The organism is Kitasatospora sp. NPDC004240, assembly GCF_053603215.1.
On sequence record NZ_JBSGFD010000001.1, the window covers coordinates 31,269 to 56,764 of the forward strand.

The window sequence follows — 25,496 nt, forward strand, 5'->3', positions numbered from 1 at the left end:
GGCATCCCGCCCCGTTCTCTCCCCTCCCGGCCGGAACCCAGCGATGCCCCGGCCGGCGCAGCCCCGGGAGTAGGTCTCCGCCTCCTCCGCCCTCTCCTTCCCACCAAATCCCCCTCTCGGCCACGAAGATACGGAAAGGACCCCGCCGGTGCGCGACGCAGAAACCACCGACACAACGCGCGACAAGCTGCGAGAGATCGTGGCGTCCGTTCTGGAAGTGGACAGGGAAGACGTCGAGCCCGGCGCCCTGTTCTACGAGGACCTCGGCATGAGCTCCCTGGAGAAGGTCGCGGTCGCGGCCGCGGTCGAGCGCGAGTTCGGCCCCCTGTCCGCCGAGGAAGCCGCAGCCCTCACCAGCCTGGACGCCGCGGTGTGCGTGCTCGGTGAGAGGGCGGCAAACCCCCAGGGCATCGACCTGATCGACCACCTGGTGGCGGGTCATGTCTTCGCCGGCCGGGGCGGACAGACCAGCTACCTCGACCCCCAGGCCGGGGAGATCACCTACGCGGGCCTCCTGGAGGCGGCACGCGGGTACGCGGGCGCCCTCAAGGCCGCCGGTGTGCCCCAGGGCGCCCGCGGCCTCCTGGTCGCCGACGACTCGGTGGCAACCGTCGTCGCCGTCCTCGGCCTGTGGTGGCACGGCTGCGCCCCGGTGGTGATCAGCCCGGTGCTCACGGACGACGAAGTCCGCTACGTCGCCGCGGACTGCGCCGCAGCGATGGTGCACCTCGACGCGGCCCCCACGCGGCAGCGCGCCTTGGAGGAGCTGTTCGCCACGGCCACCCGCTTCGCCGGCGCCGACGTCCGCGCTAGCCTGGCGGCGGCCGAGCCGGGCCCCGCGCGGCGTCCGGGGGAAGCCGGGCCCCCGGTGGTGTGGAGTGCGGGGCGTGAGGCGCTGGTGCAGTACACCTCCGGGAGCACCGGCATGCCCAAGGGGGTGCGGCACTCGGCGGGTGCGATCGCGGCCATGGTCGACGGCGTCGGCACGGCCTTGGAGCTGACGCCCGAGGACACCGTGCTCTCCAGCGCCCGGATGTCCTTCGGGTACGGCTTCGGCGCTTCCGTCCTGTGCCCGCTGGCGGCTGGCGCCCGCGTCGCGCTCGTCCGCGGCCCGGTCGACGTCCACTGCTTCGCCGCCGCGATGCAGCGCCACCGGCCCACCGTGCTGTTCTCCGTCCCACGGCTATACGCCGCGCTGCTGAACGCCCCCGGGACGGAGCTCGCCTCCGGCTCCGTGCGGCTGTGCGTGGCGGCGGGCGAGAACCTGCCCGCTCCGCTCGGCGAGCGGATCCGCACCGCGTTCCAGGCCGGGGTGCTCAACGGGCTCGGCGCAACCGAGGTTCTCCACATCGTCGTCGGCACGCCGCCGGACACCGGGTGCCCGGGCACCTTCGGGGTCCCGGTGCCCGGGATCACCGCGACCGTCCGGGACGCGGACGGTACGCCCGTCGCCGACGGTCAGGAGGGCCGGCTGCACATCGCTGGCCCGACCGTCGCCCTCGGCTACATCGGCCGCCCGGAGGCCGCCGCGCGCACCTTCGCCGACAGCGGCGCTTACACCGGCGACGTAGTGCGCCGCGCGCCGGACGGCACGTTCACTCATCTGTGCCGCGCCGACGACCTCCTCAACCTGGGCGGCTACAAGGTCGTGCCGAGCGAGATCGAGAACGTCATCCGCGGCACGGCGGGGGTCCAGGACTGCGTGGTGGTCGGCGGCCGCGACGCCGACGGCCTGGAGCAGGCCGTGGCGTACCTGGTGGCCCGGCCGGGATCCGACGAGGCCGTGGTGCGGCGCGCGGTGACCGCCGCGATCCGTGGCGGCCTCGCCGCCCACAAGCGGCCCGCCCGGCTGGAGTTCCTCGGCGAGCTCCCGACCACGTCGACCGGCAAGCTGGCCGCCTTCGAGCTGAGGAAGGCGGCTGCCCGACCGTGACCTGGGACATCACGGGCATAGCCGCCGTCGCCAACATCGGCGCCAGCCCCCACGAGATCTTCGCCGCACTGTGCGCGGGCCAGGAGAGCCGCACCCCGCTGAAGGCATTCGACCCGGACAAGTACCGGGCGGCCTACGCCTACGAGATCGACGACCGGCCCAAGAACGGCGGCGACATCCCGCGGCGCGCCACCCACTGGCTCACCACTGTCGTCCGCCAGGCAGTCGCCGACGCGGGCCTGGGCGAGGACCTCTCCCAGGTACCCGTGCTGGTCGGGACCACCATGCGCGAGCAGCGCAGCCTCGAACTGTGGTGGCGCGACGGCGCGGACGTCGCCCTCGAAGACCTGCACTTCGGCACCGCCCTGAAGGCGGCCTTCGGAGCGTCCACCACATACACCTTCGCCAACGCCTGCTCCGCCACGCTGTACGCGCTCGGCATGGCCACCGACATGATCGAGGCCGGCACGGCCGACACGGTCGTCGTCGCGGGCACCGACGCCGCCACCGAGAGCGGCTTCGGCACGCTCGACCGGGTGCAGAACGACATCCCCGACGCGCTGCGCCCCTTCGACGCCACGCACAAGGGCATGCTGATGGGTGAGGGTGCGGCGGCCGTCGTCGTCCAGCGCGCCGGCACCGGGAGCGGGCCCGTGCACGCCCGGGTGCGCGGGGTGGGTATGAACTGCGACGCTCACCACGCCACCGCGCCCGACCCCGACGGCATCACCCGCGCGGTGCTCGACGCCTACCGCAGGGCGGGGGTGCGGGCCCGCGACATCGACCTGGTGATGCTGCACGGCAGCGGCACCCCCCTCAACGACCAGACGGAGTCGGGCGTCCTGCGCCACATCTTCGACGGCGCGGGACCCGGGCCGCGGATGACCGCCATCAAGGCGATGACCGGCCACACCCTGGGCGGCTCGGGACTGCTCAGCCTCGTGATGGCGGTGCTCGCCATGAGGGAAGGGACGGTCCCCCCGGTCCTGGGACTCGCCGATCCGATCCCCGAGGCCGCAGGACTGGGCCTGGTGCAGGGCTCCCCCGCCACCGGCGACCTGGCCATCGCGCAGATCAACGCGTTCGGTTTCGGAGGGATCAACGCCGTCGCGATCGTGGAGGCAGCACGATGAGCACGACGAGCACCGCACGCTCGAGGAACCCGAACGTCCGGGAGGTCGTCGTCACGGGCATCGGACTGGCGCTCCCCGGTGTCGCGACGTACGGCGACCTCCTCGGGCCCCTGCCCGTGGTGGGCGGCTTCGACCCGGCCACCGGACTCAGCGGACGCGAACTGCGCCACAAGGACCGCGCGTCCCGGCTCGCCCTGCGGGCCGCCGAGTCCGCCCTCCACGACGCGGGCCTGACCGACGCCGACGCCACGTTCACGGGCACAGGCGATGCGACCGCCGTCGTGGTCAGCACCAACCTGGGCAACGCGAACAGCGTCTGCGCCGCCACCGACACCATCGCCAGAGAAGGCGTCAGGGGCCTCAGCCCGCTGGGCCTGCCCCAGACCTCGAGCAACGTCATCGCCGGCTGGGTGGCCATCCGCTACGGGCTGCGCGGCCCCAACCTCACGGTCTGCAACGGTGTCACGAGCGGTCTGGACGCCCTGGCCTGGGCCCGGAACCTCATCGCGTCCGGGCGCGCCGAAGCAGCCGTCGTCGTCGGCGTCGAACCGGCCACCGATGTGGCGACGAAGCTGCTCGGCGAGCCGTCTACCGACGCGGCGGTCGCCGTCGTCCTCGACCGGGCGGACGCAGCCGCTGCCCGTGGCGCACGGCCTCGCGCCACGATCACCGGCTATGCACGGGGCCGGGATCTCGCTGCGGCGCTGACCTGCGCCGGTGTGGCGGAGGAGGAATCCGTCGAGCTGTGGCTCGGGGACGAGGCGGGTGCCGGGCTGGGCCTGCTGCTCGCAGCCACGCGCCGAGTCGACCTGGAAGCCCAGCTGGGCCCGCTGTCTGGGGCGCTGGGCGTCCTGCAGTGTGCCGCCGCGGCTGGCCACTTCGAGGGCGGCGCCACCGGGAACGTGCTCGCCACGGCCGGAGGCCCTCGCCACGACGCGGCAGCCGCCCTGCTGCTGACCCCTGACCGACCACTCGTCCATCCCGCGCAGGAGCTGGGGGAACACTCATGACCAGTGCGACCGTGACCATCGAGGATCTCCGCGCCCTGATAGCCGGCGTCCTGGAGATCGAACCCGAGGAGGTGACCGATGAGGCGCACTTCACCGACGAGCTCGACATCGACTCGTTGCTGATGCTCGAGATCTCAACCCGCGTGGAGAACGCGTACGACGTCCCGGAGAACACCGTGGTCATCAGCGGTGCCAGGACCCTCGCCGAGCTGCACACCTTCGTCGTCTCGAAGCGCGTCGGCCAGACGTCGGTCGGCCCGGTCATCCGCCCGAGGCCGCTGAGCGACCCAGCGGCGCGCCTGTTCCTGTTCCACCACGCCGGCGGCTCACACCTGCTCTACCGGGGCTGGGCGGAGCACTTCCCCCAGGACTGGGAACTCTGCCTCCTGGAGGCCCCCGGCCGAGGCCAGCTGCAGACACTCCCGCTGATCGACGACTGCGACCGGCTGGTCGACTACTTCCACACCGCCATCGCTCCCCTGCTCGACCGGCCCTTCGGGTTCTTCGGCCACAGCCTGGGCGCCCTCATCGCCTACCAGCTCACCCGCCGACTCCACCACGAGGGGGACCCGCTCCCCACCTGGCTGGGTGTGTCCGCCTACGGCGCCCCGCGGGTCGAGGCCGGCACCGACGGCCGCCCTCACCTGATGTCCGACGACGAACTGCGCGGCTGGCTGCGGAACGTAGGCGGCAGCACACCGCAGCTCCTCGACAACGACGCCGCCTGGCGCACGTTCGCCCCGGTGTTCCGCAGCGACTTCAAACTCCTGGACACCTGGGCCCCTCCCCGCGACCCCGAGCCCCTGCCCGTTCCACTCTCGGCATTCGGAGGCCGCCACGACAGGCTGATCGGCGAGGACCGTCTGCTCTCCTGGCAAGCGTTCACCACGCACTTCCGCGGACCCGAGCTGTACGAGGGCGACCACTTCTACTTGATGGACCACCAGCGCCCCCTCGCTGCCGCCATCACGGCCGCGATGCGTTCCGCCGCTGCATGAGCTCGCTCCCACCACCCCACCTGCTGGATGATCAATGCCTATGGGGTGCCCGTGGAGGGCGCGGGGACGGGTCCTCAGGCGTCGGGATCGACTTCGGGGTGCGTGAACCGCACGGGCCTACCCAGCGACCGGGCGTAAGCGATCTCGGCCCGGGTGCTGTCTCCGATGTAGTCGCCGACCACGAGCACCTCATCAGCAAGCAGGATCTTCGACCGGTGCAGCTCGTCAAGTCGAACCTTCAGCGCCTGAGCCTCGACAGGATCGGACCACAGTGCGTTCGGCGACTTCAGGTCGCACCCCGGCTTGACGACAATCCTTCCGGCTTCGGTCTCGCGCACATCGGCCTCGGCCATCTCAGCCATGAAACGAGTGGAGCCACAGATCGCGACGATACGAGGGAAACCCAACTGCTTCTTCGCCTCGGCGAGCTTGTCCGCGGGAGTGATCACTTGCGGGTATGACACTGGTTCCTCCTGGTGGTGCGGCCCGAGGGATGCCTGCGGAGACGAGAACGAAGGCATCCAAGATCACCTTCTGGTGAACGACGTGGACACCCGCGCGCCCGCACTCTATGCGACGAGCATCCCTACCTGGTGCCGCAGCGCCCGCCTGTCGGTCCTACGTTCCGCCTGTGCGATGCCAAACCGGTCACGCTCGCCACGAAAGGCCGGTGTCGGTTGCCGCGTTCACCGTCTCGTTCAGCCGGCTCACGCGGCAGGGCGCCGCGGTGTCGGCTTGGTCGGCCGGTTTCCTGCTGGCAGTTGGTGGCGGTGCCGGGTCGGGCTCGGGTACTGCCACAACCCGAACGAGGGAGGCGCGATCACATGACCGCATTGACGGAGTGCTGGCCATCGGCGATCTTGCAGCCCCGCTGCACCCGGCGCGGCCGGACGCGGCTCGCTGAGCACCTGCCGGCCGCCGGACCGGGGAACCGTCGCGCTCGGCCAGCTGCTGCAGGCCTGCAGCCGAGGTGTCCACCCCACGCTCACCCCGCACATCGCCCACCGGGCCGAACACCTCACCGGCACCCCCGTGCCGCGTCCTGATCGCCCCGGCCACCTGCCGCCCGCTCATCATCCGACCGCTATCGCTGTGCGCTTCGACGAGGAGACCATGTCCACCGCATCTCACCAGCCCGCCACCAAGCCGGTCGCCGCGCCCTCCACACCCGGCCGCACCGCGGAGGGGGAGCGGATCGCGGCGGTCGCCGACACGCTGGTGCTCGCGTACGGACTGCACCCGGCAGAAATATCGCGAATCCCGGAGGGCACTGCAACGGACAACTACGCCATCGTGGACCAGACGGGCCGTCGGCACTTCGTCAAGGTCTATCGCGCTCGAGAGGGCTTGGATCTGGAGCGGGCGTCGGTCGAACTGTCCGAGTACGCCGCCGACGGAGGTGTCGCGACTGCGCGGGCAACCCGCACTCGCGAGCACGAACTCCTCACGACCCACGGCCGCCTGCCGATGTCACTGTGGTCGTACGTGCCGCACACCGAGACTGCCGAGGGCAACCTGACTGGAGCGCGGTGGGCAGCGGTCGGCGCAGCGATGGGCCGTCTCCACAGCCGACTCGCCACTCACCCCGCCGCCGCACCCAGTCTGGAACCCGGTGCCGCAGTGTGCGACGTGGCCGCCGCACGTGACCGCTTCGAGAGTCTGATTCTCGCGTTCCAGAACAGGCCCAGGCTTGGAGAGTTCGAGATGTGGGCGCTGCAGGCGGCGCGTGAGCGGCAAGCCGTCTTCGGGGACGTCGAGCGCATCCTCGCTTCACTTCCCCAGCTGACGGTCCAGGTCATGCACGGCGACCTGGCTGGTCCCAACGTCCTGTTGAAGAACGACGATGTCGCCGCGATCGTGGACTTCGGACCACCCACACCTGGGTACCTCGCCTGGGAGATCGTGCGTCTTGGCTGCGACCCCAAGAGCGTCCTGTCCAACGGTGTGGAGAGCTGGCTCAAGGGATACACCGATCTCGCCCTCGCCTATCGAGACGCCAACCCCACGGCGCCCGCGGACGACCTCTTGTCCTCGCTCCGTGTCGGCTGTGCAGCCATGCTCTGCGCGACCTTTCCGTTGTCGGCACCAGTGGAACGACCGCACCTCGTCGACGCCGCACTCGAGTCCTACGCGCGGGCACGGCACGAGGCAGCTCTGATGCTGCTGGACAGGCTACCTGCCTTGGAGGAGGCCCTGCGTGACACTCTTCGCTGAGTTCATGACCCTCATGGTCACGCAAGCCGCAAGCCCGGACAACGAACCCGCCTGTCCGGGCTTGCTGTAGCAGCAGGGCACTCAGAGCCGACCGAGGGCGCGAAGGCCGGCGCGCCGAGCTCGGAGTGGAGCTGGGCGGGATCACAGGTCTCGGCCTCGGGGTGCGGGGCGAAGGGACAGGGTCGGGACGGCGTGCGGTGCGCACAGAGGCCGCAGCATCCGGGGGAGACGACTTCCTGAAGGAACATCTCCTGCCGGCCAGTGTCCGGTCCGCCGCCAGCGACGGGGCGCCATCCTGACCTGCCCGCTGCTCCGCAGCGATCCCACGAGCTCGATCCGACCGACCTGGAGCGCCCCGTGACCGATACCGACCAGCACCTGCCCTTCGACCTGCTCGCCGACGGATCGAACGCAGTACGGCCAGGGCACCGGCGCTTCTGCCGAGTCCCGGGCTGGTGCGTGACCGCCCGCCCTCCAGGCCGGAGCCGCGGGCCGGGAGGGCGGTGAGCACGGCAGGTCGTCCGGCAAGTCTCCCTCCCGACCGGGCGGGTGCACACCTGCCTGGTCCGCCTCGACGCCACCGGCCCTTCCCCGTTCCCACCCGCCTGACCGGCCCCCGACCGGTGAACCGTGGCCGGCCGACGCCCGCTGGACCGCCTTCCGCCGCATCTGGGGAGGAGGAGACCGGAAGGCACGCTAAATCGAAAAGTTTGTCTTCGTCCAGTCTTGCCGGGAACCTCCTGGCTTGATCGGGTGGCTCGAACAGCGGCAGGATCTCCAACCCGGAACCGTTCCCGACGAGGCATCAACTCCTGTTCAAGAAACAGTCATTGGCGCTTCCATGCAATGCGACGGCACCGGGTCGCGCTGTGCTCACCTTCCAGGATGAGGGGCTTTACGAATGATCGACTTCGAGGTGCTGACGACATCCGCCCGCCGCGAAGGAATCGAACGCTTTGGGGTCGGCGTCGTGGTCCGCGACCGCTCGGGCCGGGTCCTGCCCGCCACCTCGTTCCCGTGCGCACCGCGCCCCGTCCCGTTCGGAGACCCGATCCGATGACCGACTCCTCGCTCCCGCCCAAGCTAGTCGCCTGGGTCGCCGAGCACCTGCCTGGCTCGGTGGAGGCTACGGATTGCTCCTGGCCGAGGGCCACCTCCCGAGTGTGGCGCCTCGACCGCCCCGACGGCGGCGCAGCGTTCCTCAAGATCAGCCCGGACGAGGCTGCGTATGCCCGGGAGGTGGCCGGATACGTTTATGCCTCCCGCGTCCTGGCACAGGAGCAGGCGCCGCGGCTGCTGGCCGGTGAGCTACGGCTGCGCGCGCTGCTCACCTCGGCGCTGCCGGGCCGCGTCGTGCGTGACCTGCCGCTGCCGTGCGCGGCGGAGGTGCGGTTGCACGAGGACGCCGGACAGCTGCTGCGCCGCTGGCACGACCATTCGGGCACAGGAGCTGCCGCCGACCGTGCGGCGGTGCGCGCGGCGATGGACGCCCACGCCCAGGAGGCGGACGAGTGCCGGACCGCTCTCGCGGGGCAGGTACCGGACGAGGTGCTCGCCCTCGTAACCGCCGCGGCCGCCGAGATCCCCGGCCTGGCCGACAGGCTGCCGCTGCGTTTCCTGCATGGCGACTACGCGACCCGCAACTGGCTCGTCGACACCGCCACCGGCCGGCACGGCCTGATCGACTTCGAGGCATCCCGGTACGGCCTGGTCGTCGAGGAGTTCGTGTGGCTGCTCGGGGCGCTGTGGCCGACGCGCCCCGACCTGCGCGAGTCCTTCCTCACTGGCTACGGCCGCCCGCTCGACGCCGTGGAAGAGCGGCTGCTGATGCTGCTGACCATCCGCCTCGGCGCCTCCTACCTCCACACCGGCCTGCGCAAGAACCGCACTGACCTCCAGGAGCGCGGCCGCCTCGCCCTCGCCCGCACCGCCGCCCACCCGGCCTGCACCTGAACCGCACCCCCGTCTTCCCCGCCCGCCCCCGACCTTGAGGAGACCAGTGTCGACCACCGATGACCGCACCGCTGCTGCCGGATCGCCCCCGCGCGGGCCGGACGGCCACCTGCCGCACGGGAATCCGGACGCCTACATTCCCGCGCCGGCGGACGACCCCGTCACCCTCGTCGTCGGAGTTCACCTCGTCCTGACCGGCGGCGGCCGGGTGCTGCTCGGCCGCCGCCTCAACACCAGCTACGCCGAGGGCATGTGGCACACCCCGGCCGGCCACATGAAGTCCGGGGAGTCCGTCACCGCCGCCATGGCCCGCGAGGCCCTGGAGGAGCTGGGCATCACCATTGCGGAGGCCGACCTCGAACTCCTCCACGCCCTGCACCACCTGGACGCCGACGACGGCCGCAGCCGCGTCCAGCTGTTCTTCGGCACCCCGCGCTACGACGGCGCGATCCGCAACGCGGAGCCGCACAAGTGTGCCGAGCTCGACTGGTGGCCGCTCGGCGCCCTGCCCGCCGACACCGTCCCCTACACCGCGCACGCCCTGAACCAGATCGCCCTCGGCAGCCGGCTGTCCGTCGTCGGCTGGCCGACGTGACCGCACAGACCGCCCGGCCCGCGACCACCGGAGGGACGGCGTGAAGCTGAACCGGCACGAGGACGATCCGCAGGCCCCGGCCGACGCCCTGGTCACCGCCGCGCAGGAAGCACTGGTCGCGTTTCCCGCCGCCGTTGAGGCTGAGCCGGACTCACCCGGACCGTACGACGCGCGGGTGCTGGCGGCGATCGGCCGGGTGCCGCGGCACCTGCTGATCCCGCGCCTGCTCGCCCCGGTCGGCCCCGACCGGCCGGCACGCCGCTGGCGGCTGCTCGACCTGGAGGAGCACCCTGACCAGCACTTGGCCGTCTGCTACGGCCTGGAGCAGGTCGTGGTGCAGCTCGGCCGTCCGGCGGCCGTCCCGGCGGGCGGCGAGGCGTACGGGGTGCCGACGGCGCAGAGCTCCGCGATCGGCCTGATCGCCGCCGCCCTCACCGACCTGGCCCCGGGCCCGGGGGAGCGGCTGGTGGAGGTTGGGGCGTGCACTGGCTATCTGGCAGCGCTGGCCGCCGACCTGACGGGGCGGCAGGTGACGGGGGTGGAGATCGACCCGGACCTGGTGCGGGCCGCCGTACCGCGCCTCGCCGCAGCAGGCGCGGACGTGCGGATGGTCGTGCGAGACGGGCTGCGGGGCCTTACGGGCCGATGGGAGGCAATCGCCGTCTCCTGTGCGGTGCGTGGCCTGCCGGCCGCGTGGACCGGTGCGCTGGCGCCGGGCGGCAGGCTGGTGGCCACGGTGACGACCGGCGCGCCGGGCTGGGGCGCGAGCGCGCTGGTGCGCCGCGACGAGCGCGGGGTGCTGTCGGGGCGGCTGGAGTGCGGGCGCTGGACGCACGTGCCCGATCGCACTGCCGGGTGGCTGCCCCTGCCCTCGGGCGCTCCGGCCGGGCCGGGCCGCCGACGCAGTGGGGTGCTCGCGCCGCCCCGGGCGGAGCCCGGCTTCTGGACTGCGGCCGCGCATCTGCTGCCCGGGGTGCGCCGCCACTACCGCGCGCCCGGCGCGGAGCCGGACGCGGTGGTCCTGGTCGACGGTGCCAGCTCACGCGCGGAGGTCGCTGCGGACGGGTCGGCGGCCATGGAGTGGGGCCCGCAGGACCTGTGGGCGCAAGCCGAGGCGGTGCACGCCCGCTGGGCCGCGGCGGGCAGGCCCGCCGCGTACGGGCTGGAGTTCGGTTCGGCCGGGGCAGTGCGGGTGGTGGGCGGCGCGGGACTGTCCTGGGAGCTGCCGCTGCTCTGACCCCCCAACCGCGCCACTCTCTCCCCGTTCCGTGTCCGTGCCGATCACCGGAGGCCCCGCTTGACCGACTACACCACCACGACCGCCCCCGTGCCGGGGCCCCGAACCCCCGCCCTGCCGCCTCCGCCGGAGCGGATGCGGGCCGCGCCGACCGCCGGCGACCTTGGCGGGCAGGTCACCAAGGGCTTCTGGGAGCGGTTCGAGGGCGAGGCGTCCCGCACGGGGCTGCTGACTATTACCCGCCGCCTGCCGGCCATCGCCCGGCAGGTGTGGGGCACCGCGTGGCGCGCCGATGCGCGGGCGGCCGTCCTGGTCGCCGTGCTGCAACTGGCCTCCGCCGCGATGGCCTCGGCCGGGCTGATCGCCAGCCTGGGCGTGCTGCAGAAGGTGTTCTCCGGTGGTGCGACCGAACAGCGCATCCGCGCGGCGCTGCCCGCACTCGCCGTGGTCGCGGTGCTGCTGATGCTCCGCGGCCTGGTTGACACTGGTATCTCGCACTGGCAGGCCCGGCTCGGCCCCCGGGTGCGCCAGCAGCTGGAGGCCGAGTTCCTCGCCCTGACCAGCCGGGTCGCCCTCACCGCCGTCGACGACCCGACCTGGGCGGACGAGGTCCGCCGCGCCAACGACCGCGGCCTGTACTTCGCCAAGGACTCGATCGACAAGACGATCGAGCTCGCCAGCGCCTCTCTGGCGCTGCTCGGCGCGGCCGGCGTCCTGGGTGTCCTGCACCCGGCGCTGCTCGTGCTGCTGCTGGCCGCCGTCGTCCCCAAGGGCGCCGCGTCCGTGCACTCGATCCGCGCCGGCTACCTCTCCGCCGTGCGGCAGAGCTCGCTGCGCCGCCGGATGCTGCAGTTCTCCTGGGTTCTGTACGAGCGCGACACCGCCGCCGAACTGCGCGCCTCCAACGCCCAGCAGGCACTGCTGGACGAGCACCGCGCCCTGTCCGCCACGATCACCGACGAGGAGGTCGCCCTCGGCGAGCACCAGAGCCGCGCCGCCCTGCTCGGCCGTACGCTCGGCGGCCTCGGCATGTTCGCCACCTACGCCGCCCTCGCCTGGATGCTCGGCGCCGGCTGGATGCCGCTGGCCACCGGCGGCGCCGCCTACCTCGCCATCCAGGCCAGCCAGAGCGCCCTGCTGCGCCTGGTCATCGCCGCGCACAGGGTGTTCGAGAACGCCCTTTGGGTGGAGGACCTGAACCGGTTCGAGCAGAGCTGCAGGGCCCGCCTGCCCCGCACTGGTGCGCCCGCACCCACCGCGGTCAAGGAGATCGCCGTTCGGGACGTGCACTTCGCTTACCCGCAGGGCAAGCAGGCCCTGCACGGGGTAAGCCTGACCTTGCAGGCCGGGAAGAAGTATGCCTTCGTCGGCGCGAACGGCTCAGGCAAGTCCACCCTCTCCCGCATCCTGGCCGGGCTGTACGAGGCAACCGACGGCACCGTTCGTTGGGACGGCACTGACGTACGGGACTTCGACGCGGCGAGCCTGACCGGTCAGGTCGCTCTCGTCCTCCAGGACCCCGGGCACTGGCCGCTGTCCGCGCTCGCCAACATCACCATCGGCTCCGGCAGCATCACCAGTGCTGGCCCCGCCCGGGTGCTGCGCGCCGTGGCGGCCACCGGCGCCGACCGGGTGATCGCCGGCCTCGACCGGCAGTGGGACACCGTGCTGAGCCCCCAGTTCGAGGGCGGCGCGGAACTCTCCGACGGAAATTGGTCCAAGATCGCCTGCGCCCGCGGCCTGTACCAGCAGGCCCCGGTGCTGGTGATGGACGAGCCCACCGCCAGCATGGACCCCCTCGCCGAGGACCGGCTCTTCCGCGCCGTCCTCGACGAGTACGCCGCCCCCCACACGATCACTGTCCTGGTCTCCCACCGTCTGGGCCCCGCTGTCGCCTGCGACGAGGTGTTCGTGTTCGACCAGGGCCGGATCGTGGAGGCGGGTAGCCACCAGGAGCTGATCGCCCTTGGCGGCGTCTACGCCGAAATGTTCGAGACGCAGGCCGCCGCCTACCGCACCGGCACCCGGCCTGGGCCAGCCGCCCCGGCGGCCGGCGACGGAAGGAACGCGACGTGATCGTCTGGGTCAACGGGACGTTCGGCTCCGGCAAGACCACGCTCGCCCCCACCCTGCAGCGGGAACTGCCCGGGGCCGTCGTCGCCGACCCGGAGGAGATCGGCTTCATCCTGCGCCAGGTCTTCCCCGGCAAGTACCGCGACTTCCAGGACAACCCGGCCTGGCGCCCCCTGGTCGCCCACCTCGTCATCCACTGCCACCACGAGAACGACGGCCACCCGGTGATCGTCCCGATGACGCTGCTGCACCGCACCTACGCCGCCGAGATCCACGACGCCGTCCGCGCCGCCGGCCTCCCACTGCGCCACCTGCTGCTCCACGCCGCCCCGGGCACGATCGCCGCCCGCATCGACGCTGGCGCGGAATACCCCGGGGACAAGGCGCGCAGCGAGAAGGTCCGCGCGTTCCGCCACAAGCAACTGCCCCTCTACACCGCGGCCTACGCCGACTGGCTCGCCGCCGACGCCGAGACGATCGACACCTCCCGCCTCACCCCGCGCCAGGTAGCGGACCGGGCGCTGGCACTCCTTCGCGCTGGGGTCCCCGATCGCGGCCCGGAAGCGGGCGGGCAGTGACGGGCCGCCACCGGCGGCCGCCGGGGCCCCCACCGCCGGAGCACGCTACCGCCCTGCTGCACGCCGTCGGCACCGGACGGCCTGTCGAGGAGGAGGGCGTCGTCGTCTTCGATGGCAGCACCGTCCCCTACGCCTACCGCACCGTGCACTGGCCGGACGGCCGGTGCGAGCGCTACCTCGAACGCCTGGACCCGCCACCGCCGCCCCTGCCCCCGTGACCCCCGCCCCGCGCCGAGCAGCCCGAACCACCCCGTGCAGCACGACCGGAAGAAGAAGGAGCGGACGGCATGATCGAAGACTGGACCACGGAATCGTCGACCGAGGTCTACCGCGGACTGCGGGTGGTGGTGCGCCGCGACACGGTCCGGCGGACCGACGGCAGTCCGGGGACCTACGAGTACACCGAGTCGGTCGACGGGGTGCGCGTCCTGGCCCTGGACGACCGGGGCCGCGTCGCCTTGGTGGAGGAGGACGTCTATGTGTGCGGCCGGAGGCTGCTGATGTGTCCCGGCGGTTATGACAAGGGTCCGTAGAAGTCTCAGCGTCGGCGAGAAGGGATGTTGTAGATCCACGATCTTGGTTAGGTTCACTGATCACCTGTTGTCTCAAGGAGAGCAGTGGACTACTTCTTCACATCGCGGGACCGAGTCCGACGCAGCTTCGAGCCGATCGCAGGCGTCGATCTCGACGCAGTTCTGTACGTCACCGGCCCCCGGGCCCTGGCGGACGGGACACCGTTCTTCCTCGGCCCGGACATGCGGCCGCTGGAGCCGCACTCCTCCTTCTTCCACGAGATGGCCAAGACTCTCAAGGCGTCATCGCTGCAGGACTACGCGTACGACTTCCTTGCCCTCGACGACTTCCTAACCAGCCTGGACCCGCCGAGCGATGTCCTGGCGGCCACTGAGGACGACCTGCTCGCCTACCGCAGGTACTGCACGGAGCATCGGGACGAAACGATGGCGCCGGCCACCTGGAAGCGCCACCGGGCGACGATCAACAACTTCTACGACTGGGCCGTGGACGCGAAGCTGCTGGACCAGCGGCCCTACTTTCGCAAGGCCAACGGTCGCGACGTCCTGAGCTGGGGGTCGACGTCCGAGCTGGATATCCGTCACCTGACCTTCGAACAGTGGTCGTTTCTGGACAGAGTCGGGCTGCGTGGTCTGCTGCCGGACGGGACGGTGGACCGGTCCTTTCGCAACGCCCATCCGCTACGGAACAGCGGGGGCGGCAACCTGGCCATCACCACCGGGCTGCGGCTGCGCGAGTTCCGGGCCCTGCTCGACATCGAGGTCGGGGCACCGCGGCGCGACGGGGCCGCGGGAGAGGTCGAGCTCCAGGCGATAGCCAAGTTCGGCCTGCCCCGGACCGTGGAGATCCAGGACCGGACGCTGCGCGAACTCGACTGGTATCGCAGGAGCGAGCGAGCCGCCACGGTACGGAAGGCGGCGAAGAACCTGGCTCGCCGCCGAGACGAGCTGTACGTCGTCGACGACATCGACCTGCGGGTGATGAAGGTCCGCGGTCGGCAATTCGGCCGGCGTAAGACCTGGACGATCAAGGCCATGCCGACGGAAGTGCGGCGGGTCGCCGTGACCGAAGGCGACCACGGCCTGGAGCCGATGGCACTGTTCGTGGGCCGGAACGGCCTGATGATCAGTGCCCAGCGTTGGGAGCAGATTTTCAACGATGCCCACGCGCGCGCCTTGCGGACCATCGCCGAGTACGACCTGCCGCTGGAGATGCCGCGCAGGGTCAGAATCCACGACACCCGGCACACCTTCGCCGTCTACATGCTGGAGCTGCTGACCGAACTGCAGCGGGCGAAGGACGCCGAGGAGTACGCCCGCAGCGGGCGGGTCGCGCCGTACGCGGCCGACCACATCGCGCGCAACCCGTTCCTGACGGTCATGCGGCTGCTCGGTCACCGAAGTCCAGGGTCGACGATGAGGTACCTGACCTACAAGCGCTCGACGAACTTGCTGGTCACACAGGCTATCAACCAGTGGAGTGAACAGGACTCCACCTACGCGCAGTTGGCCGGCCACCACGCGGGACGGTGGAGCTGATGCCCCGCCGAGGCGACCGACGTCCCCACTCCGGCACCAAGGCGCCTGTGCCTGCCCCTGTGGCGCGCGTGGGCATTCGCGAGATCACCTTCGTCCATCGCGGCCTGCCCACCAGGCGGCGAGTCGATCCGTCCGCCTTCGCCTGCCGGGCGTTGGCAGCCGAACTCGCGGACGTATGGATCGACTACCACCACAAGAACGCCTTGAAGACGCAAGGGCCCTACCCGAAGGCCGTCAAGTCCTTCGCGGCCTTCGTCTCCACCCACCTGCCGACGCTCGGGCTGGACCCCACCGAGATCCGGCTGGACGACGAGCGGTTCGATGTGCCCGCGCTGATCTACGCCTGGGAACAGGACCAGCTCGGCCGCTACCCCGAGCAGTCCGGGGAGCCCTGGGCCCAGTCCCGCGCTCTGCTCTCGCTCCTCAGCCACTGGGCGGCGCGGGCGCCTCGGGTCCCCGAGCGGCTACGCCGGCGCGTCGAGGCGCCTCCGGGCGTGCACAAAGCGACCTACCAGGTGTTGGACGAGTTCAGCAACGCGGAACGCGCCGCACTGCAGAGGGCCGCGCAGAGCGATGTCCGTGAGCTGGAGGGCCGGCTGGACCGCGGCCGGGAGCTTCTCGCTGCCGGGCTCGACCCGAACCAGGCCGGCTGGCGGGAGCTGCCGAACCTCGTGTGGGCCGCCCAGCACGGCCTGGCCAGGATCGACGTTCTGCGGCAGCACCTGCCTGCCCACACGGAGAACTGGCCCAAGCCGCTGAGGGACTTCCTCGCTGAGATACCGGGTGACCGCGGTTTCTCGGGCCTGGTCCGGGCGCTGCACCGGATGCTATTCCCCCAGGAGATCGATCTGCTCCCCTTTCGGGTGTTGCTGTTGCTCGTGATGACCGACTGCACGCCGGAGGAACTGCATGCGCTCCAGGTGCCCGATGTGGAGTTCAGCGCGGAGGGGGCCAGGGTCGTCCAGGCGAAGCACCGCGCCGAGCGGATCCGCGCGGACTTCCACCTCACCGACCGATCAGTCGCCTCTGCGGCCGGTGAGGACATGGTCTTCGCGGGCCGGGGCCGATGGGACGTCCCCGGCCTGCTGCGGCGCTTGATCCAGGTCAACGCGCTGACGCGGGAGACCTTCGGGTTCGCGCCGTGGCTGTTCACGGCGGTGGAGTACCGGCAGAGCCAGGGCATGGAGCCCCGTCATAGTCCGTTGCGCGACCCGGGGCGCCGCTTCACCGACTGGATCGCCGCGCACACCGGCCCCGGGGCGGCGTTCCCGGACGGCATCTCTCTTCCGCACGATGCGCGGCGGCTGCGCAAGACCGCCAAGACTTCCCGGGTGGTGGCGCTGGGAGGCACGCTGTCCGACCTGGCCGGCGACGACCACAGCATCCGCGTCTTCCGCGACCACTACGCGCACGGCACCACCGCGCACGTCCTGGCCGGCAGAGCGATGAACCGCGCTCAGAACAGGGTCTTCGCCAAGGTCACCCAGCAGCCGACACTCGTCCTGCCCGACGCACAGTCACAGCTCGGCGAGCCAGCGGTCGCCGCGGCCCTCGGCATCACCGCTGAGCAAGGTGTCGAACTGCGCGACGGCGAGCTCGACATGGGGGTCAGCAGCTGCAAGGACCCGCACAACTCACCGCACAGCGTGCCGGGCAAGCTCTGCCACGTCGCTCCGGCCATGTGCATGGCCTGCGGCAACGCGGTGGTCTTCGTCTCCCAGCTGCCACAGCAGCTCTTACTGCACGATCACATCGAGCACATGCGCCAGGTCCTGACGCCGCCGACCTGGGAGGCCGTCTGGGGCCGCCAGTCCCGTGCTCTCGCCGACGTGTTCGAGGAGTGTGCTGACCATCTTCCTGCCGCTCGGCGACTCATCGCGGAGCGCGCGGTGACCTTGAATCTGCCGCTGGGCATGCGAACGGAGTACCACCGATGACCCTGCCCGCTCCCACCCGGGTGCTCCGGTCAGCGATCTTCGCCGAGGACGAGCCGGTGTACGCCAATCTGCCCGGCCGCCTCGCACACAAGGAGATGCCGGTCTTCGGCCGCGCCGACATGTGGCCCGGCGACTGCATCCGTCGGCCGGCGAACAGGGTGCCCGGGGCGTGGTGCTGCTCCTTTCCTTCGGACCCGCGATGGAACCTGCTGGCCCGCGAGATCTCCTTCGCCATGCTGAACCCCCAGCACCCCGCCCTGCAGGCCGCCGGCATCTTCCTTCCTCCGGGCACCTGGGGGCTGAGCACCACGAGGGCCTTTGGCTCCGCCCTCAACACGCTGCGCGAGTGGGCCGACGAGCAGCACATGCCGGCCGACTTCGGCCTGTGGCAGGTCGAGGACTGGCAAGGGTTCATCGCGGCCAGAGCGGAGATCACCGCCCCAGGGACAGTCCGCCGCACGGTCGCCGCGGTCCGCCACCTGGTCCTCTTCTCGCCCGTCCTGACCGGGGTGCCCACTTTGGAGGACCCCTGGCCGGGCAAGTCGGACTCCGCCGTCGCCCAGTGCCCGTGGACGGACGAACTGTCCACTCCGACGATCGCGCCCGAGGTGTGGTGGCCTCTACTCCGAGCCGCCTGGGCCTACATCGAACGCTTCGCTCCCGAGATCCTCGCCCGCCACGCCCACGCGACAGAGCCGAAGCGAGAACGTCGGATGCGACCCCGGCGACTCGATGCTCTGCTGGAGGAATGGCTCGCCGACCCCGGTTCCCGCGTCCCGATCAACGCGCACCTGGCAGGAACCCCCGACGAAGGCCGCCCTCTGTGGGCGACGCTGAGCCGCGAGGTGTCGAAGAGCCGCAACCCGAGCCTCTTCGTCCCAAGGAGTGCTGCCGGGCGAGCGCGCCGCCAGCGGGTCGAGCTCTGGATCCAGCAGACCGGCCGGACCGTCTCCCAGAGCCCGCGGCAGCGCAAGGACCACGTCGTTGAAGTGCGTCCCCCGCAGCGCCTCTCGCCGGCGGAGCTGGACGAGATCCTGCGTCGCTGGCTGGACGACCCCGCCAGCCTCATCCCGCTCCGATCCCCCGACACGCAGACCGGCGAGCCCGCAGAGCCGGACTGGAACGAGGTGGCCAGGCTGGTGTACGAGGCTGAGTATTCCGACGCCTTGAGCCTCGGCGGCAGCCACCACCGGGCCGCCGCACGACGCGCCTGGGTACGCCAGATGGTGGCCTCAACTCCCGAGCGGACCCGCCCGGTGGACACCAGCCAGACCCCGAGAATGGTCAGAGCGGCCTGCTACATCTGGGTAGCCGGGTTGACCGCGATGCGCGATAGCGAGATCTTCGAAATCACCCGCGGAGCCGTCACCCAGTACTACGGCGCCACCGCCGTCGCCTCCCGGCAAGTCAAGCACGACGACTCCCGCCCGCGGTCCCACTGGTGGATCATCGACGCCGTCGCCCAGGCGATCGCTGTCGCCGAGGCGCTGTCCCGCCACGACACCAGGGTCTTCGGCGCGATCAACCCCGCTTTGGGCGACGGCTTCAGGCCGATCCGGGACATCGAGGACTTCATCACCCTCGTCAACGCGAACCGACACCTCACCGGCCTGGACGAGATCCCCGCAGGGCTCGTACGGCCCCACATGTTCCGCAAGACGATGGCCGTGATCGCAGCCCAGGAGCCGGACGGAGAGATCGCCCTGGGGATCCAGCTCAAGCACGCCGCCCGCCGAGCCCTAGCCAACCGCACCACCCTCGCCTACGGGAAACCCGACGCGAGGTGGGCCAAGGAGTTCGACAACCAGCTGCAGAGCGCCGCCGCCCGCAAGCTCGTCTCCCTCCTCAAGGCCCGCCGCGTCGGCGAGACGATCGCGGTCGGCCCGGGGGCCGCACGCTTCCACGCCGGACTCGACAAGGTCAACGCCGTCATCGACCAGAGCCCCGTCCTGCGGGCTCAACTCGCCGACGAACGGTTGGAGATCACCCTGCTGCGGGACGAGTTCGCGAACCTGCACCTCGGCACCGTCAACCACTGCCTGTGGAACGCGCCCACCGCCGAATGCCAGAACCAGCTCCCCGCCGAACAGCGCGGCCAGGCCCCACTCCTCGGGGCATGCCAGCCGTCGCGCTGCCGCAACTCCGTCCTGACCCTTGCCCACGAGCGCATCTGGCGTCTGGAGGAAGCCGACCTGCTCACCCTTCTGGCCAAGCGCCTGTCCAAGCCGTTGCGCGAGCAGGCCGAGACCCGGCTCGCCGAAGTCCGGGCCGCCAACATCCAGTTCGAGAAGCTGAGGGAGTCCGTCTGATGCCGGTGTCCGCCGCCACCGAGATGAAGCTGCGCGAGGCCATGGCCCGGCTGCTGGCCGGCCAGCCCCAGCACACCGACGGTGCGCTGACCAAGGAGAACCTGGCCCGCGAAGCCGGGGTCAGCCACGCCACCGTCCACCGCGCCGAGGCCGTCCTCGCCGACTGGGACGCGCAGGTCGCCCGGCCGGTGCTGCGAACCCCAGGCGAGGTCCAGCGCGACAAGACGATCTCCGAACTGCGCAAGCGCCTCCGCGAAGCCACCGAGCGAGCCACACAGCTCCAGGGCAAGCTCGACGCGCTCGCCACCGTCACGGCGAATCTGTACCACGAGAACCGCGAGCTCAAGGGGAAACTGTCCAAGCACGGGCAGAGCCGCATCGCCGCCTTGCCGGCGAGCGGGTCGTGGCGGGAGTGAACGCCGACCTCAAGCACAGGGGGTGGCAAGGCTGCAGGACGGGGGTTCGCCATCACTTCGAGACGGCTGAACCCGGAGCCGAGGGGCTGGGAGCGTCCTCGACCGGGCCATGTTCGCACCCAAGTAGCCTGTTATCGCCTGGGAATTGACAGGTACTGACTCGCCGTCAGCAGATCCGGCACCCGATGTCGATACAGAGAGCGTCCCCTGCACTCAACCCCTGTGCAGCGGCACCCGCAGGCTATAGCCTCTGCCTGGGACCAGCGGGGGCGCGGAGCGCGGTTCGCGAGTATCCGGTAGAGACTTCTCTCCATCCTCTCTTAGCGGGGGTTTTGTTGACGGTTTCGGATGGCTCTGAGGTTGCCGAGCAGATCGCGCGAATCCTGCAACTTCGGGCGATGAACCTGCCCGCGATTCGGAATCAGATCTCCGCATGGCTCGCCTTCCAGGACCGACTGCGAGAGCTCGAAGGCGTCGTGTCCGACCTCCCCCCTGATGCCACTCTGCAAGGCGACTCCCTGCTTCCGGCCGTGGACGCCGACGTCCAGCTGATGGGTCAGGTGGTCGCCGACGCGTTGAGCAGGCTCCAGCAGATGGAACGGCGCTTCGCTCGTTCTACGGTCAACGTCGGAGTCGCCGGTGACGCGCGTACCGGAAAGAGCACGCTTCTCCAGTCCGCGTCAGGTCTCAGCGACGCACAGATTCCCACCGGTCGGGACCTCCCGGTGACCGCAGTGCGCAGTCGGATCACGTCGACCACAGGGGAGCCGCGGGCAACCCTGCACCTGCGCACCTACGAGGGATTCCGACGTGACGTTCTGGCGCCCTACCACGATCGCATCGGGCTGGGGCCAGCGCCGCGGACGGCGTCGGAGTTCTCGGCGATTCGGTATCCGGAGGCTCCTCCGGACAACGTGGGCGAGGAGAAGGCCTCGACCACCCGGAGCTCGCTGCTCAACGAGCTCGTGGAGATGCAGCGCGCCTTCCCAAGCTTCCGCGAGCTGCTCGTGGGAGGCACCCGGGAAGTGCCGATCAGCGAGCTGGCGAGCTACGTGGCCTACCAGCCTGCTGAGGACCGTGCCGCGGGGGTCGAGCGTGCGCAGCGTTACATGGCAGTCGAACACGTCAGCGTTATGGCGAACTTTCCGAACGCTGACGCCAGGCAGCTGACTCTGGTGGACCTGCCCGGCCTGGGCGAGTTGTCTCCCCGGGTCACCGCCGAGAAGCACGCGGCCGCGCTGGAACGCGACGTGGACGTCGTCATCATGGTCAAGCGGGCAGCCCCCACGGTCTCGTTCTGGGGGGATCGTGACGCCAACGCGCTCGCGACGCTCGACCTAGCCAAGGGGGACGTGGCGAAGGTTGGCGACTTCGCCTTCGTCCTCATCAACCGGCACCCCGACGACCTCGGACGAATCCCGGTGCTCAGGCAGCACATGGCGGAGAACCTGCGGCTCCAGGACGGTTCTGCGGTGGATGTCTTCGAGGCGGATGCCAAGGACATGACCGCAGTCAACCGAGAGCTCATCCCCTATGTCCTGGACTTCATCACCACGCGACTCGCCACGAATGACCGGGCAGTTCTGGCGGGCCTGGAGACGGCTGTCGGGTCCTGTGCGGCGTCGGTCTCGGCCGCGATGGACCGAATCTGGCAGATAGTCGGCCGCTCGACGGCGGGCCAGCACCAGGACGACCTGCTCAGCGCCGAAGCCGACCAGCTGCGGGCGCTCGTCGCGCAGGACCTTCAGACGCTGCTGCGGTCACTGACGGCCGAGGCTCGCTCGGGGAGCGTCGACAAGGACTATGAGATGGCCGTCATCTCCACCCATGAGACTATCCGAGCCTGGATCAACGAAGGTCTCGGCATGCAGGAGGGAACCTGGCTGATGCTGGCCGAGGCAGCCATCGCTCGCGATGGGCACGGTCTGAACTTCGCCAGCGACGAGCTGAACCGTACCCGGGTGGAGATCAGTCGGCGATTCTCCGCGGTCGACGGCCATTTCGCCGACCGCGTGGCCGAGTTCCAGAGCCAAGTGATCGGAATCCTCAGGGCTCGCTTTCCCGCCCTCCTGCCACCGGGCGACGACCCGAGAGTTGAACTGACCCGGTTCGCTGAACTGCTCGAAGACGCCGAGTACCCGTGCCCCGACCTCGCCGGAGCTGTTCGTGCCCTGGCACGGACACGCATCGACTTCAATACGCAGCTCTACCCCATCGTCCGGAGTGAGTTGCGGAGGATCGCACTCAGCGCCGTGTCCCCGGACACCGGGGAGTCCGAGGTCCAGATCAGGCATGTGTCGGGCCCCTCGGCAGCCGCGTCACTCCGGTCCCAGATCATGAGCAGGTCCAGGAGCGGTGCGCAGGACACCAGGAACGAGTTGCTGAAGGCCGATACGCGCCCCAATCTGATCATTTACGCGGTCGCCGAACAGTTTGAAGACGAGATCGTCCGCTCGGGCAGTGCGGCGCAGGAGTTCCGCAACGTAGTTCGCTCATACCGGGATGGTGGCGGCCCGGTAGAGCAGCAGGTCTCGTTCCAGCTGGCGCAACTTCGAAGTCTCACTCGCCATATGCAGAGGGAAGCTCGCAAGCTGGGGGGCGACTGATGGACGTACGACACAAGATCGGCCTTGTGGCGCCGAGCCAAGTGGGAAAGACCACACTTATCGCGTCGCTCATGCGCGACGCCCGCGAGATGTTGAACACCCCCGAGGCCGCCTTTGCTTCGCTCAGAAGCCTGGACCAGAGGCAGAGCACTGGCTTGTCCGCGTTGGTCAACCAGATCGAAGGGTCGATCCAGCAGGGAGAGCTTCGCCTTCAGGCGACGCCGGCCAGCATCGGCATCAAGACCTACGAGTTGCGTCTGACGGCCGGCGCGGGTGGACCCGCCGTGGTGCTGGACATCATGGACTACCCGGGAGGGCTTCTCACGGGTGATACCTACGACCAGGCGGGCTGGCAACGCGTCAATGAGCACATCGCGGCGAGCACTCTGCTGCTGGTGCCTATCAACGCCCCTGCAGTCATGTCGGCGGTCTCGTCACAGGAGAAGGCTTCTCTGGCGACCGTGCTGGCACTCGAGGAAATCCGAGACCTGATCGAGGTCTGGGCGAAATACCGCATGGTTGCAGCCGACTCCGAGCCGGGTGCCGTTGTGTTCTGCCCGATGCGCTGTGAATCGTATTTTTCTGACAACTACGGCCGCAAGGATTCGTCGGACGAGCTTCGCGCAAGAGTTTTCAATGCCTATGGGTCCATCTTTTCTCTTGTCCGCGAAATCGCTCCAAATGTGACGGTCGGATACCTGCCGATCGATACCCTGGGTTGCGTCGAGATCGAGGAGACTCGATGGGAGAGCAATCCCGATACCGGCATGCTGGACTGTCGTCCGACATTCCAAGCTCGTGCACCGTACAAGCTGGCGCCAAAAGCAGTCAGAAGCCTGCTGGTCCTGGTAGCGAGACTCCTCATGGAGGATATCGAAGCGTCGGCCGTCATTGATGTTACGGAAGCTACGGAGCTATATCGTGTAAAGGACGACGAGGCCAATCGCCGCTACTTCATCCTACGCCAGCTGTTCCGCGATTTCATGGGGACCACGGACGCGCTCCGAACCCAAGCGGAGGAGCGAAGGCGGGAAATGACTGCGGCACGCGACCGACTGGGCAAGCTCCGCGAAACGCTCGAGTTCCTGCGGAACTATGCGTTGGACAGCCGGTACAGTGCCTGGAAGGGAAAGGCGTAGCCGTGATCCAGATCCAGCTCCGGGGATGGGGCAGCACCGGCAGTGACTACAGGTTCATCGGAGAGCCGGTCGTCCAGTGGTGGAGCCAGCACCCCGCCGAGCCGTACCTGGCATGGGAGCAGCCGTGCTTCGTAGTGGAATCGGACGGCAGCGAATGGAAAGCTGCATTGTTCGACATCCAGGCTCACGACGACGGAGCTGGCCGGCGCACCCAGTTCATGCTGGCATTCACCGGAAGAAGTAGCGAGCAGGCGGATCGCACGCATTTGCTCCGGCTTCTGGCCCACTGGCTGCGTGAAGTGGGCGACGGAATAGCCGATTCCGAGGTCTCCCGGCAGTTGATGTCCAAGTTCGACGAAAATACGGTCACAAGACTGCGCCAGTGGAGCAAGGTAACGGGCGGCGTGCCATCTGATTCGGCCGACGCCGCAGGCCGAGAAGCGTACAACAACATTGCTGCCGCAATTCAGGCACTCCCTGATGTCGTCGATATTCATGAGGCGCGCATGAAGCCCGGATGCGCCGTCGGGCACGTGGCCGACGAAGCGTCACGATCCTCTTTTGTGCGATTCGTGAGTGAACTCACCAACGGGCGGCCGGGTACGGCAGTTCTAGGCTGGCAGGGCATCGGCGACCGAGCCGCTGCCACTTCGGCACTGAAAGTCCTTGCTGAACACTACCCGACTGCAATGATCCTAGCCCCGGAGGACGCCGAAGCATTCGCATACGAGGGCAGCATCAAGTTCCAACACAAACCTCAAAAAAAAATTCGCGACGACGACCACCGCTCAGCACATGGAGTGTTCGCCGCGGGAGATGACCGCGAGCCGGACCTTAGCCCGGCAGGGCCCGGAGGGAGGCAGCTGGCATCGCGTTCGCGCGGCAGAATGACGATTCGCTCAAGCGGCAGGCAGGAAGTCGTTGAGCTTGTTCCCCTCAGCGCCGGTCGCGGCTGCCTGAAACTGGCAGTTGCGGGCGGCGGCGCTGTCGAGGTCAGATCGCTCGACGGCGGCGTGGCCGAGATTACGATTCGTGTTGAACACGATTCGCCTCCAATGCGCATGCGATCCCGGGAAACCTACGATACCGGGAATACGGATTGGCTGACGATCAATGCCGAGGCCGATGGGACAGCTGTCTCCCTCGAGGTGCCAGTGTTCCTTGCATGGTGGGAGAGGACACCTGGCCGCCATGTCGCAGGGGGAGATAAGAATCTCCTGGACTGGGCTCGGGCTCTCGGAGGTCGTGGGCTGCGACTCTTCGGCGGCTGACCTACGGACTGCACAAGACCAA

21 protein-coding genes are annotated in these 25,496 nt (G+C 69.8%); 20 read left to right on the forward strand and 1 reads right to left on the reverse strand.

The annotated features are described in order from the left end of the window. Positions 1–148 precede the first annotated feature (148 nt). The 4 genes from ACWEQL_RS00160 to ACWEQL_RS00175 are packed head-to-tail and all read left to right on the forward strand — an operon-like array spanning position 149 to position 5,074. Complete coding sequence (locus ACWEQL_RS00160) at positions 149–1,933, forward strand: AMP-binding protein (protein ID WP_452147829.1); 1,785 nt, start codon at positions 149–151, stop codon at positions 1,931–1,933. Further along, positions 1,930–3,066, forward strand: a complete 1,137-nt coding sequence (locus ACWEQL_RS00165; protein ID WP_452147830.1) for a beta-ketoacyl synthase N-terminal-like domain-containing protein — start codon at positions 1,930–1,932, stop codon at positions 3,064–3,066. Before ACWEQL_RS00160 ends, ACWEQL_RS00165 begins: the two co-directional genes overlap by 4 nt. Next, on the forward strand, positions 3,063–4,076 hold the full coding sequence (locus ACWEQL_RS00170; RefSeq protein ID WP_452147831.1) for a beta-ketoacyl synthase N-terminal-like domain-containing protein: 1,014 nt from the start codon (positions 3,063–3,065) through the stop codon (positions 4,074–4,076). Before ACWEQL_RS00165 ends, ACWEQL_RS00170 begins: the two co-directional genes overlap by 4 nt. Continuing rightward, a complete protein-coding gene (locus ACWEQL_RS00175) occupies positions 4,073–5,074 on the forward strand; it encodes a thioesterase domain-containing protein (protein ID WP_452147832.1) in 1,002 nt (333 codons plus the stop codon). Before ACWEQL_RS00170 ends, ACWEQL_RS00175 begins: the two co-directional genes overlap by 4 nt. 74 nt (positions 5,075–5,148) lie before the next feature. On the opposite strand, the gene ACWEQL_RS00180 is transcribed toward ACWEQL_RS00175, so the two are convergent. After that, entirely contained in the window at positions 5,149–5,538 is a 390-nt protein-coding gene (locus tag ACWEQL_RS00180) for a hypothetical protein (protein WP_452147921.1), read from the reverse strand. Between the two features lie 628 nt (positions 5,539–6,166). Here ACWEQL_RS00180 and ACWEQL_RS00185 point away from each other — a divergent pair. From ACWEQL_RS00185 to ACWEQL_RS00260, 16 genes are all read left to right on the forward strand, one after another. Beyond that, positions 6,167–7,288, forward strand: coding sequence for a phosphotransferase enzyme family protein (locus ACWEQL_RS00185; protein WP_452147833.1), 1,122 nt, complete (start codon positions 6,167–6,169; stop codon positions 7,286–7,288). A 901-nt stretch (positions 7,289–8,189) separates the two neighbouring features. Continuing rightward, positions 8,190–8,348 (forward strand): hypothetical protein, encoded by a 159-nt coding sequence (locus tag ACWEQL_RS00190; RefSeq protein WP_452147834.1) that lies wholly within the window; start codon positions 8,190–8,192, stop codon positions 8,346–8,348. Then, entirely contained in the window at positions 8,345–9,241 is an 897-nt protein-coding gene (locus ACWEQL_RS00195) for an aminoglycoside phosphotransferase family protein (RefSeq protein ID WP_452147835.1), read from the forward strand. Before ACWEQL_RS00190 ends, ACWEQL_RS00195 begins: the two co-directional genes overlap by 4 nt. Positions 9,242–9,287: 46 nt before the next feature. Beyond that, entirely contained in the window at positions 9,288–9,836 is a 549-nt protein-coding gene (locus ACWEQL_RS00200; RefSeq protein WP_452147836.1) for an NUDIX hydrolase, read from the forward strand. 40 nt (positions 9,837–9,876) lie between these two features. Further along, entirely contained in the window at positions 9,877–11,073 is a 1,197-nt protein-coding gene (locus tag ACWEQL_RS00205) for a hypothetical protein (protein ID WP_452147837.1), read from the forward strand. A gap of 60 nt (positions 11,074–11,133) precedes the next feature. Beyond that, positions 11,134–13,149, forward strand: a complete 2,016-nt coding sequence (locus ACWEQL_RS00210; protein ID WP_452147838.1) for an ATP-binding cassette domain-containing protein — start codon at positions 11,134–11,136, stop codon at positions 13,147–13,149. Then, positions 13,146–13,724 carry an AAA family ATPase gene (locus ACWEQL_RS00215; protein ID WP_452147839.1) on the forward strand — a complete coding sequence of 193 codons (579 nt, stop codon included), beginning with the start codon at positions 13,146–13,148 and terminating at the stop codon, positions 13,722–13,724. The genes ACWEQL_RS00210 and ACWEQL_RS00215 overlap by 4 nt, the downstream gene beginning before the upstream one ends. Then, the gene (locus ACWEQL_RS00220; protein ID WP_452147840.1) at positions 13,721–13,942 is read left to right on the forward strand and encodes a hypothetical protein; all 222 of its coding nucleotides are present in this window, start codon (positions 13,721–13,723) and stop codon (positions 13,940–13,942) included. Before ACWEQL_RS00215 ends, ACWEQL_RS00220 begins: the two co-directional genes overlap by 4 nt. A 69-nt stretch (positions 13,943–14,011) precedes the next feature. Continuing rightward, entirely contained in the window at positions 14,012–14,257 is a 246-nt protein-coding gene (locus ACWEQL_RS00225; RefSeq protein WP_452147841.1) for a hypothetical protein, read from the forward strand. A gap of 84 nt (positions 14,258–14,341) precedes the next feature. After that, positions 14,342–15,796, forward strand: coding sequence for a site-specific integrase (locus tag ACWEQL_RS00230; protein WP_452147842.1), 1,455 nt, complete (start codon positions 14,342–14,344; stop codon positions 15,794–15,796). A gap of 68 nt (positions 15,797–15,864) precedes the next feature. Beyond that, positions 15,865–17,733 carry a hypothetical protein gene (locus tag ACWEQL_RS00235; RefSeq protein ID WP_452147843.1) on the forward strand — a complete coding sequence of 623 codons (1,869 nt, stop codon included), beginning with the start codon at positions 15,865–15,867 and terminating at the stop codon, positions 17,731–17,733. After that, a complete protein-coding gene (locus tag ACWEQL_RS00240; RefSeq protein ID WP_452147844.1) occupies positions 17,730–20,042 on the forward strand; it encodes a hypothetical protein in 2,313 nt (770 codons plus the stop codon). Before ACWEQL_RS00235 ends, ACWEQL_RS00240 begins: the two co-directional genes overlap by 4 nt. Continuing rightward, complete coding sequence (locus tag ACWEQL_RS00245; RefSeq protein WP_452147845.1) at positions 20,042–20,458, forward strand: hypothetical protein; 417 nt, start codon at positions 20,042–20,044, stop codon at positions 20,456–20,458. Before ACWEQL_RS00240 ends, ACWEQL_RS00245 begins: the two co-directional genes overlap by 1 nt. Before the next feature lie 398 nt (positions 20,459–20,856). After that, entirely contained in the window at positions 20,857–23,064 is a 2,208-nt protein-coding gene (locus tag ACWEQL_RS00250) for a hypothetical protein (protein WP_452147846.1), read from the forward strand. Further along, positions 23,064–24,203 (forward strand): hypothetical protein, encoded by a 1,140-nt coding sequence (locus tag ACWEQL_RS00255; protein ID WP_452147847.1) that lies wholly within the window; start codon positions 23,064–23,066, stop codon positions 24,201–24,203. Before ACWEQL_RS00250 ends, ACWEQL_RS00255 begins: the two co-directional genes overlap by 1 nt. Before the next feature lie 2 nt (positions 24,204–24,205). Then, positions 24,206–25,474, forward strand: a complete 1,269-nt coding sequence (locus tag ACWEQL_RS00260) for a hypothetical protein (RefSeq protein ID WP_452147848.1) — start codon at positions 24,206–24,208, stop codon at positions 25,472–25,474. Positions 25,475–25,496: the final 22 nt, after the last annotated feature.